5 protein-coding genes and 2 pseudogenes are annotated in these 8755 nt (G+C 68.5%); 4 read left to right on the forward strand and 3 right to left on the reverse strand.

What is annotated here, in order from left to right; all coding sequences use genetic code 11:
• Window positions 1-40 precede the first annotated feature (40 nt).
• Window positions 41-3085: pseudogene (gene dnaE, locus FV223_RS13325) on the forward strand (DNA polymerase III subunit alpha); the annotation flags it as partial.
• Window positions 3086-3895: 810 nt separating this feature from the next.
• Entirely contained in the window at window positions 3896-4039 is a 144-nt protein-coding gene (locus FV223_RS30395; RefSeq protein WP_187274632.1) for a hypothetical protein, read from the forward strand.
• A 40-nt stretch (window positions 4040-4079) separates the two neighbouring features.
• On the opposite strand, the gene FV223_RS13330 is transcribed toward FV223_RS30395, so the two are convergent.
• Together FV223_RS13330 and FV223_RS13335 are read right to left on the reverse strand one after the other, a co-directional pair.
• Complete coding sequence (locus FV223_RS13330) at window positions 4080-4784, reverse strand: gamma-glutamylcyclotransferase (RefSeq protein ID WP_147727506.1); 705 nt, start codon at window positions 4782-4784, stop codon at window positions 4080-4082.
• Window positions 4785-4823: 39 nt separating this feature from the next.
• On the reverse strand, window positions 4824-5210 hold the full coding sequence (locus FV223_RS13335; RefSeq protein WP_243949633.1) for a hypothetical protein: 387 nt from the start codon (window positions 5208-5210) through the stop codon (window positions 4824-4826).
• A gap of 189 nt (window positions 5211-5399) precedes the next feature.
• Between FV223_RS13335 and recO the strand changes: the two genes are divergently transcribed.
• Both recO and parC read left to right on the forward strand, forming a co-directional pair.
• Entirely contained in the window at window positions 5400-6125 is a 726-nt protein-coding gene (gene recO, locus FV223_RS13340; RefSeq protein WP_147727508.1) for a DNA repair protein RecO, read from the forward strand.
• Between the two features lie 45 nt (window positions 6126-6170).
• Window positions 6171-8417 carry a DNA topoisomerase IV subunit A gene (parC, locus tag FV223_RS13345; RefSeq protein ID WP_147727509.1) on the forward strand — a complete coding sequence of 749 codons (2247 nt, stop codon included), beginning with the start codon at window positions 6171-6173 and terminating at the stop codon, window positions 8415-8417.
• A gap of 142 nt (window positions 8418-8559) precedes the next feature.
• Here the strand turns inward: parC and FV223_RS13350 are convergent.
• Window positions 8560-8685 (reverse strand): annotated as a pseudogene (locus tag FV223_RS13350) (MGMT family protein); the annotation flags it as partial.
• Window positions 8686-8755: the final 70 nt, after the last annotated feature.

Genomic DNA, 8755 nt, shown 5'->3' on the forward strand with positions numbered 1-8755 from the left:
CACGCAGGGCGCCTCGCCGAGCCCGGTGTCGAAGTAGGCGCGGCTCGCCGCCCTGCGCACCACCTTCGGCGAGAGCCGGCTCTACGTCGAGCTCCAGCGCCACGGCCTCGACGACGAGGGTCGGATCGAGGCCGAGCTGCTGCGCATGGCCGACCGCGACGGCCTGTCGATCGCCGCCGCCAACGAGCCGTTCTTCGGCAAGGCGGGCGATTACGACGCCCACGACGCGCTGCTCGCGATCGCCGACGGGCGCGTCGTCTCCGACGACCGCCGCCGCAAGCTCACCGCGCGCCACGGCTTCAAGACCCGGGCCGAGATGGCCGAGCTGTTCGCCGACCTGCCGGACGCCCTGCAGGCGACGGTCGAGATCGCGATGCGCTGCGCGGTCCGCGTCCGCACCCGCAAGCCGATTCTGCCGAACTTTTCGCGGGTGGCGGCGGGCGGGACCGCGCCGATGCAGGACGCGCTCGCCGAGGCAGCGCCCTCGGTGCCGGTGGAGGTCGCCGCCGACGAGCCGACCGAGCTGCGCCGCCAGGCCGAGGCCGGCCTCGCCCTGCGCCTGAGGCAGCACGGGCCGTGCGAGGGCTTTACCGAGCAGGCCTACCGCGACCGCCTGGCCTTCGAGCTCGACGTGATCGTCGGGATGAAGTTCCCGGGCTACTTCCTGATCGTCTCCGACTTCATCAAGTGGGCCAAGGACCACGACATCCCCGTCGGCCCGGGCCGCGGCTCGGGTGCGGGCTCGCTCGTCGCCTACGCGCTGCTGATCACCGACCTCGACCCGCTGCGCTTCGGCCTGCTGTTCGAGCGCTTCCTCAACCCCGAGCGCGTCTCGATGCCGGACTTCGACATCGACTTCTGCGTCGAGGGGCGCGAGCGCGTGATCCAGTACGTGCAGGAGCGCTACGGCCAAGAGCAGGTGGCGCAGATCATCACCTTCGGCACGCTGCAGGCGCGCGGGGTGCTGCGCGACGTCGGCCGCGTGCTCGAGATGCCCTACGGGCAGGTCGACAAGCTGACCAAGCTGGTGCCGCAGAACCCGGCCAATCCCGTGACCCTGGTCCAGGCGATCGAGGGCGAGCCGAAGCTGCAGCAGGCGATCGAGGAGGAGCCGATCGTGGCTCGCCTCATGGAGATCGCCAAGAAGCTCGAGGGCCTGCACCGCCACGCCTCGACCCACGCGGCCGGCGTGGTCATCGGCGACCGGCCGCTGGAGCAGCTGGTGCCGCTCTACCGCGACCCGAAGACCGGGATGCGGGTGACCCAGTTCAACATGAAGTGGGTCGAGGCCGCGGGCCTGGTGAAGTTCGACTTCCTCGGCCTCAAGACGCTGACGATGCTCAGGTGCTGCACGGACCTGCTCAAGCAACGCGGCATCGAGATCGACCTCGCGGCGCTGCCGCTCGATCAGCCCGAGACCTACCAGCCGATGGGCCGGGGCGAGACGGTCGGAGTGTTCCAGGTGGAATCGGCCGGCATGCGCAAGGCGCTCTGCGAGATGCAGGCCGACCGCTTCGAGGACATCATCGCGCTCGTCGCCCTCTACCGGCCGGGCCCGATGGCCAACATCCCGGTCTATTGCGAGCGCAAGCTCGGTCGCGACGCCGGCAACGAGGCGGCGTGGTACCCGCATCCCAAGCTGGAGCCGGCGCTGAAGGAGACCTTCGGCATCATCGTCTACCAGGAGCAGGTGATGGAGATCGCCAAGCTCCTGGCCGGCTACTCGCTCGGCGAGGCCGACATGCTCCGGCGCGCCATGGGCAAGAAGATCCGCGCCGAGATGGACGCCCAGCGCGACCGCTTCGTGAAGGGCTGCGTCGAGCGCGGGCTGACCAAGCCGAAGGCCAACGAGATCTTCGACCTGTTGGCCAAGTTCGCTGATTACGGCTTCAACAAGAGCCACGCGGCGGCCTACGCCCTGCTGACCTACCAGACCGCCTACCTGAAGGCGAACCATCCGGTCGAGTTCCTCGCCGCCGCGATGAACCTCGACATGGACAACACCGACAAGCTCGCCGAATTCCGGCAGGACGCGCAGCGGCTCAAGATCGTCGTCGAACCGCCCTCGATCAACACCTCCGGCGTCACCTTCGAGGTCCATGTCGACGATAATGGCGTCGGGCGCATCCGCTACGCGCTCGCCGCGATCAAGGGCGTCGGTCGCGAGGCGGTGAAGTCGATCGTCGAGGCGCGCGGCGAGCGCCCGTTCAAGGATCTCGCCTGCCTCGCCCGCCGGCTCAACCCGCGCCACGTCAACAAGCGCACGCTCGAGAGCCTGGTCGCCGCCGGCGCGATGGACGACATCGAGCCGGACCGCGCCAAGGCCTGCGCCGCGGTCGAGCCGATGATGAAGCTGGCGCAGGGCGCGGCCGAAGCCGAGAGCGCCGGCATCGCCGACATGTTCGGCGGCGTCACCTCCACCGACGTGAGCTTGCGCATCCCGGCCTACGAGGGCTGGCCGATGGCCGAGAAGCTCAAGCGCGAGTACGACGCGATCGGCTTCTTCGTCTCGGGGCACCCGCTCGACGAGTATCAGGATCTGCTGGGCAAGCTCCGGGTGCAGAGCTGGGCCGAGTTCTGCCGCTCGGTTCGCGCCGGCACCTCGAGCGTCGGCAAGGTCGCGGCCTCGGTGCTCGACCGTTCCGAGCGCCGCACCAAGACCGGCAACAAGCTCGGCATCGTCACGCTCTCGGACCAGACCGGGCATTTCGAGGCGATCATCTTCTCCGAAGGCCTCGGGCATTACCGCGAGATCCTGGAACCCGGCCAGCCGCTGGTTCTCCAGCTCCAGGCCAACCTCGAGGGCGAGGACGTGCGCGCCCGGATCCTCGCCGCCGAGCCGCTCGACGCGGCGGTGGCGCGTTACCAGAAGGGCATGCGGATCTACCTGCGCGACGAGGGCCCGATCGGCGCCGTGCAGCAGCGCCTCGCCATGCGCGGCGAGGGCGAGGTCTCGTTGATCCTGCTGCTGGACGGCGGCGAGCGCGAGGTCGAGATCAAGCTGCGCGACAAGTACCAAGCCACCCCGCAGATCGCCGGGATGCTGCGCGCCGTGCCGGGCGTGATCCAGGTGGAGGTGAACTGATCGTGAGGAGCCTGAGCCCGCCACCGGCCCAGTGTAGCGAGCACCTATAGAATCTGGATCCCAGAAAATTCGTATCAGGACCTCGCAAGGAGAGCCTTGAGACGATCACTTTGCATCTTTGAGCAAACAAGAAATGGTTTATTCAATTAGATGAGCTCCGCGGTCGATGAATATCGCTTGCGTCCAGCTCCCGACTAGCGAATTCGTCATGTAGCGATAGTGTTTCGTCTGCTCCTCCGGTGGAAGAAGGATGAAGCCAGCGATTTTGATTTTACCTTTTGCGAAATACCCACCGCAACTCGTAACATCATAAAGAACGCCGAATTCGCGCGGGAGTTCGCCTCTGACCGGTTCGATGAGACGAACTCGCGCATACCGTTCCATCATGGATATCGTCCGGACCTGAAGTACCTCCACCTTGCCAACGAGAAATCGGGTCGGCCATTCAACGAAAGAACCGCGCGTCGGTATCGGGACATCGCACGCCGAAGCGCTTGCAACGGACGTGAGCAACACGACCAAGGCCGACCGGATCGATCTCGTAAGCATCGACTGGATCACTCCATGAAAGACCTTCATCTCATGCGACTGAATATAAATCCTGATTTAAATTTATAAACAGTATACCTGCCATTGTAGCAACGTGATCGCAATACAACTGCACGAAGATGATTCGATAGGGACCTCGTAACGTCCTCTTTACCATGCCAAGGGGAAACAGGCATTCGGTCCGGTCGATGTGCGCCGGCGCAACCTCCTCAAAACCGACCGATCCTACACAGCCTTGCTTAATCAAGCGGGACGGGGTCGATGCGGACGAAGGTGGTGCTGGCGCTGACGGTGGTCGTCTACCTGACGACGGGCCGGGCGCCGGGCTTGCGCGAGTTGCGCAACCCGGATGCGGAGCATGGCGGCGGCCGCGTCGTGACGGCGCTGAAGCGCGCCTGGGTCTGAGGCCGCATCGATGGAGGCGTCCGCTCTCGCCGCCGCGAGCCTATCCCGGTGCGCCGCCCGAGATTGGATGGCCGAGATCCAGGCGGGCGGCGACCAGGGCCTGCAGGTTCCAGAGGTGCCGGTCGCGGATGCCGAGCGCCTCGCAGGCCTCGACCGTGCGAAACAGGTACTCGGCGCTCGGCCCGAGATGCCCGGACGCGACCGCGATCCGGTCAGCGATCTCGGCCTCCGTCAGGCGACCGGAATAGCGGTCGCTCGCGCGGTTCACGAGAAAGGTCAGCGCCGAGACCGTTCCGGCCTCCGTCGCGACCGGCAGCCAGCGCGCGACGTAGCCGCGCCCGCGCATCTCGCGGCGCCAGACCGGCATCAGCGTCTCGCGCAGGTTGGTTCCGGCCAAGCGGAACGCGACGCCCCGGCACGAGCCGCCGCGGTCCAGCGCGAGCACGAAGCCGGGCCGCTCCGGCGTGCCGCGAAAGCGCCGTTGCAGCAGGCAGAAGCGCCGGTGGAAGCCGCGCACCGTGCCGATCCGGCTCTCGGCGAAGGCGAATTCCGGCCGCCACATCAGCGAGCCGTAGGCGAACACCCAGAGGTCGCCGGCGCCGCCGCGCTGCTCGATGATCGCGTCGAGGCCGGGCTTCAGCTCCTCGTCGGTCATCACCTGCAGCGCGCTCTCGTCGTCGGCGACGGGAACGGCGTGGGCGCGGGCGATCAGGTCGAGGGAGAGGGCGAGCGGCGTGTTTCGCATCGGTCCGGGGGAGCAAGGACGGAGCCGGAACAACCCGGATCAGCCCCCGATGGTGCCGGCCTTCGCGTTGCCCACGGTCTCCAGCTCCGGGAACGGCTCTGTGCGGTGGCCCTGGCAGACCTCGTCGTCGTCGATCGCCGTGAGCGCGTTCGCCGCCTTGTCCTCGCGGATCACGACCTTGGGTCGCTCGCCCTTGCCGAAGGTGCGACCCTTCATGTGGCTCGAGACGCAGTAGAGCGTGCGCCCGCCATCCTCGAACGGCCCGGCGATCCGGCTCGATTCGAACCGCACCGGCAGCAGCGAGACCGACCCGAACGCGACCTGCCGCAGGGCGAGGGCGGCGATGCGCTCGCGGACGGGTTTTGACGACGCCTGGGCGGCGGGGGAGGGCGCCTCGCCGCGCCCTATGCAACCGGTGAGGATCACGGTGATGGCGAGGATGGGCGCGGACCGTCGAAATGCCCGCCGAGTGGGACGCGCAGCGGGTCCCGAGATCGAATTCCGCACCAGCATCCAATCCCCGCAACCTCTCCCAATGCCCGAAGCTACCGCGGCTTTCAGTCCTAGGAAACACGCACCCTCACGCCGCACACCAAGAACGCCTATGTACGGCGGATGCAGTGGACGGATGACGCGCTCGTGCTCGGCGTGCGCAGGCAGGGCGAGACCGGCGTCGTCCTCGAGGCGATGACCCGCGCGCACGGGCGTCATCTCGGCCTCGTCCATGGCGGGCGTTCGCGCCGGTTGCAGCCGGTGCTGCAGCCCGGGAACCTGGTCCGCGCGACCTGGCGCGCGCGGCTCGACGACGGCCTCGGCGCCTTCGCGGTCGAGCCGCTCGAATCGGCCCTGTCGCGGCTGATCGGCTCCGGCCTGGCGCTCTACGGCGTCGGCCACCTCGCCGCCCTCCTGCGCCTGCTGCCCGAGCGCGATCCGCATCCCGAGATGTTCGAGGCGGCCCGGGTCCTGATCGGCCACCTGGACGACCGCACGATCGCCCCGGTGCTGATGGTGCGGTTCGAGCTGGCGATCCTGGCCGAGCTCGGCTTCGGCCTCGATCTCGGCGCCTGCGCCGCCACAGGCGGGAACGACGCCCTGATCTACGTCTCGCCGAAGAGCGGGCGCGCCGTCAGCGCCTCGGCCGGGGAGCCCTACCGCGACCGCCTGCTGGCGCTGCCGGCCTTCCTGCGCGACGGCGGGCGGTTGGAGGGCCCGGACGACGTGCGGAATGGGTTTACCTTGACCGGCTACTTCCTCACCCAGCACATCTGGGGTCCGCGGGCGCTGCCCGTCCCCGAGGAACGCTCACGATTCGTCGCGGCCGGCCTGGATGCCGCGCCGTGATGTTCGTGTTACGTTCCACATGAAACATCTGAGAACGGAGCCGTGATGGGCCAGCCCTTCGAGCCGCCGACCGGGGACGGCATCGAGAGCGTCGAGCTGAAGTCCGCGCTGGAAGAGCGCTACCTCGCCTATGCGCTTTCCACGATCATGCACCGGGCGCTGCCCGATGCCCGCGACGGGCTCAAGCCGGTGCACCGCCGCATCCTCTACGGCATGCGGCTGCTTCGGCTCGATCCGAACACCGCGCACAAGAAGTGCGCCAAGATCGTCGGCGACGTGATGGGCGACTTCCACCCGCACGGCGATCAGGCGATCTACGACGCGCTGGTTCGGCTGAGCCAGGACTTCGCGCAGCGCTATCCGCTGGTCGACGGCCAGGGCAACTTCGGCAACATCGATGGCGACGGCCCGGCCGCCTACCGCTACACCGAGGCGCGGCTCACCGAGGTCGCGCGGCTGATCCTCGACGGGTTCGACGAGGACACGGTCGATTTCCGCCCGTCCTACAACGGCGAGAAGGACGAGCCCTCCGTCCTGCCGGCGGCGTTTCCGAACCTCCTCGCCAACGGCAGCCAGGGCATCGCGGTCGGCATGGCGACCTCGATCCCGCCGCACAACGCGGCCGAGCTCTGCGACGCGGCGCTCTACCTGATCGCCAACCCGCAGGCGACCTCGGCGCAGCTCGTCAGCTTCGTGCAGGGGCCGGACTTCCCCACCGGCGGCATCCTGATCGACTCGGCCGAATCGATCGCCGAAGCCTACCGCACCGGCCGCGGCGCCTTTCGCGTGCGCGCCCGCTGGACCAAGGAGGACCTCGGCCGCGGCACCTGGAACATCGTGGTCACCGAGATCCCCTACGGCATCCCGAAGGCGCGGCTGATCGAGAAGCTCGCCGAGCTGCTGCAGGAGAGGAAGCTGCCGCTGCTCGCCGACGTGCGCGACGAATCGGCCGAGGACGTGCGCGTCGTGCTGGAGCCGCGCTCGCGCAGCGTCGACCCGGTGATCCTGATGGAATCGCTGTTCCGGCTGACCGAGCTGGAAGCCCGGATCCCGCTCAACATGAACGTGCTGGTCGGCGGCCTCGTGCCCCGCGTCATCGGGCTCGCCGAGGCTTTGCGCGAATGGCTCGACCATCGCCGCGTCGTGCTGCAGCGGCGCTCGCGCAACCGGCTCGGGCAGATCGAGCGCCGGCTCGAGATCTTGAACGGCCTGCTCATCGTCTACCTCGACCTCGACGCGGTGATCCGCATCATCCGCGAGGAGGACGAGCCAAAGCCGGCGCTGATGGCGCATTTCGGGCTGACCGAGGTCCAGGCCAACGCGATCCTCGACACGCGGCTGCGCTCCCTGCGCAAGCTCGAGGAGATGGAGCTGAAGCGCGAGCTGGAGACCCTGACGCGCGAGAAGGACGGGCTCGAGGCGCTGCTCGGCTCGGATGCCGCGCAGTGGAAGGCGATCACCCAGCAGGTCCGCCAGGTGAAGAAGGCGTTCGGGCCCGACACCAAGCTCGGCGCCCGCCGCACGACGCTGCAGAACCCGCCCGACACTGCGGGCATCGACTTCACGGCCGCGATGGTCGAGCGCGAGCCGATCACCGTCATCGTCTCGGAGAAGGGCTGGATCCGCGCGCTGAAGGGCCACGTCGCCGACCTGTCGGGCGTCGCCTTCAAGGGCGACGACCAGATCAAGATCGCCTTCCCGAGCGAGACCACCGCCAAGATCCTGGTGCTGGCCTCGAACGGCAAGGTGTTCACGCTCGACGCCTCGAAGCTGCCGGGCGGCCGCGGCTTCGGCGATCCGATCCGGCTGATGGTCGACCTCGACGACGGCACCGAGATCGTCGCGGCGCTGCCCTATCGCCCCGAGACCCGCCTGCTGATCGCCGGCTCTGACGGGCGCGGCTTCCTCGCGCCGTCCGACGGGCTGGTTGCCAACACCCGCAAGGGCAAGGGCATCCTGGGCCTCGACGGGGACGCCAAGGCGGTGCTGCTGGTGCCGGCTGAGGGCGACCACGTCGCGGTGACGAGTTCCGACAAGCTGCTGCTGGTCTTCCCGATCACCGAGCTGACCGAGCTCGTGCGCGGCAAGGGCGTGCGCCTCCAGCGCTGCCGGCAATCGACCCTCGTCGACGCCTGCGTCTTCGCCCTGGCCGAGGGCCTGCCCTGGCGCGACGGCTCCCCCCAGCCGCGCCTCGCCAACGCCGGCGTGCTGGAGAAGTGGATGGGCCACCGCACCGATGCGGGCACGCTGATGACCCGCAGCTTCCCGAAGTTCGAGCGGTTCGGTCGGTAGAGAGGGCTTGGTTCTGGATCGCCGGAAGAGGGGGAGCGGCTTCTCCGAATCCGGCGCTCCCTCTCCCGACTTGCTTCGCGGGCCACCCCTTCCCTCGAAAGGGGGAGGGAAGAGCTCGAACGCGATTGCGAGGCTTATCCGCTCACCGTACCACCCCCTCGCGCTTCAGCAGTGCCCGCTTGCGCTCGATGCCCCAACGGTAGCCGGACAGGGCTCCGTCCGTCCGCACCACCCGGTGGCAGGGGATCGCGGCGGGGACGACCGCGAGCTACGCCGAGATCGCCCGGAGCCTCGGCACGCCGGCGGCGACGCCGCATTCGAGGCGCTGGTCGCGCAGG

Origin of the sequence: Methylobacterium sp. WL116 (genome assembly GCF_008039455.1) — a bacterium.
Classification (GTDB): Bacteria; Pseudomonadota; Alphaproteobacteria; order Rhizobiales; family Beijerinckiaceae; genus Methylobacterium.

Bases quoted from the DNA above. Each gene is read 5' to 3' on its own strand.
- FV223_RS30395 (WP_187274632.1), top strand. From the start codon at position 3,896: ATGCGGACGAAGGTGGTGCTGGCGCTGACGGTGGTCGTCTACCTGACG.
- FV223_RS13330 (WP_147727506.1), bottom strand. From the start codon at position 4,784: ATGCGAAACACGCCGCTCGCCCTCTCCCTCGACCTGATCGCCCGCGCC.
- recO (WP_147727508.1), top strand. From the start codon at position 5,400: ATGCAGTGGACGGATGACGCGCTCGTGCTCGGCGTGCGCAGGCAGGGC.
- parC (WP_147727509.1), top strand. From the start codon at position 6,171: ATGGGCCAGCCCTTCGAGCCGCCGACCGGGGACGGCATCGAGAGCGTC.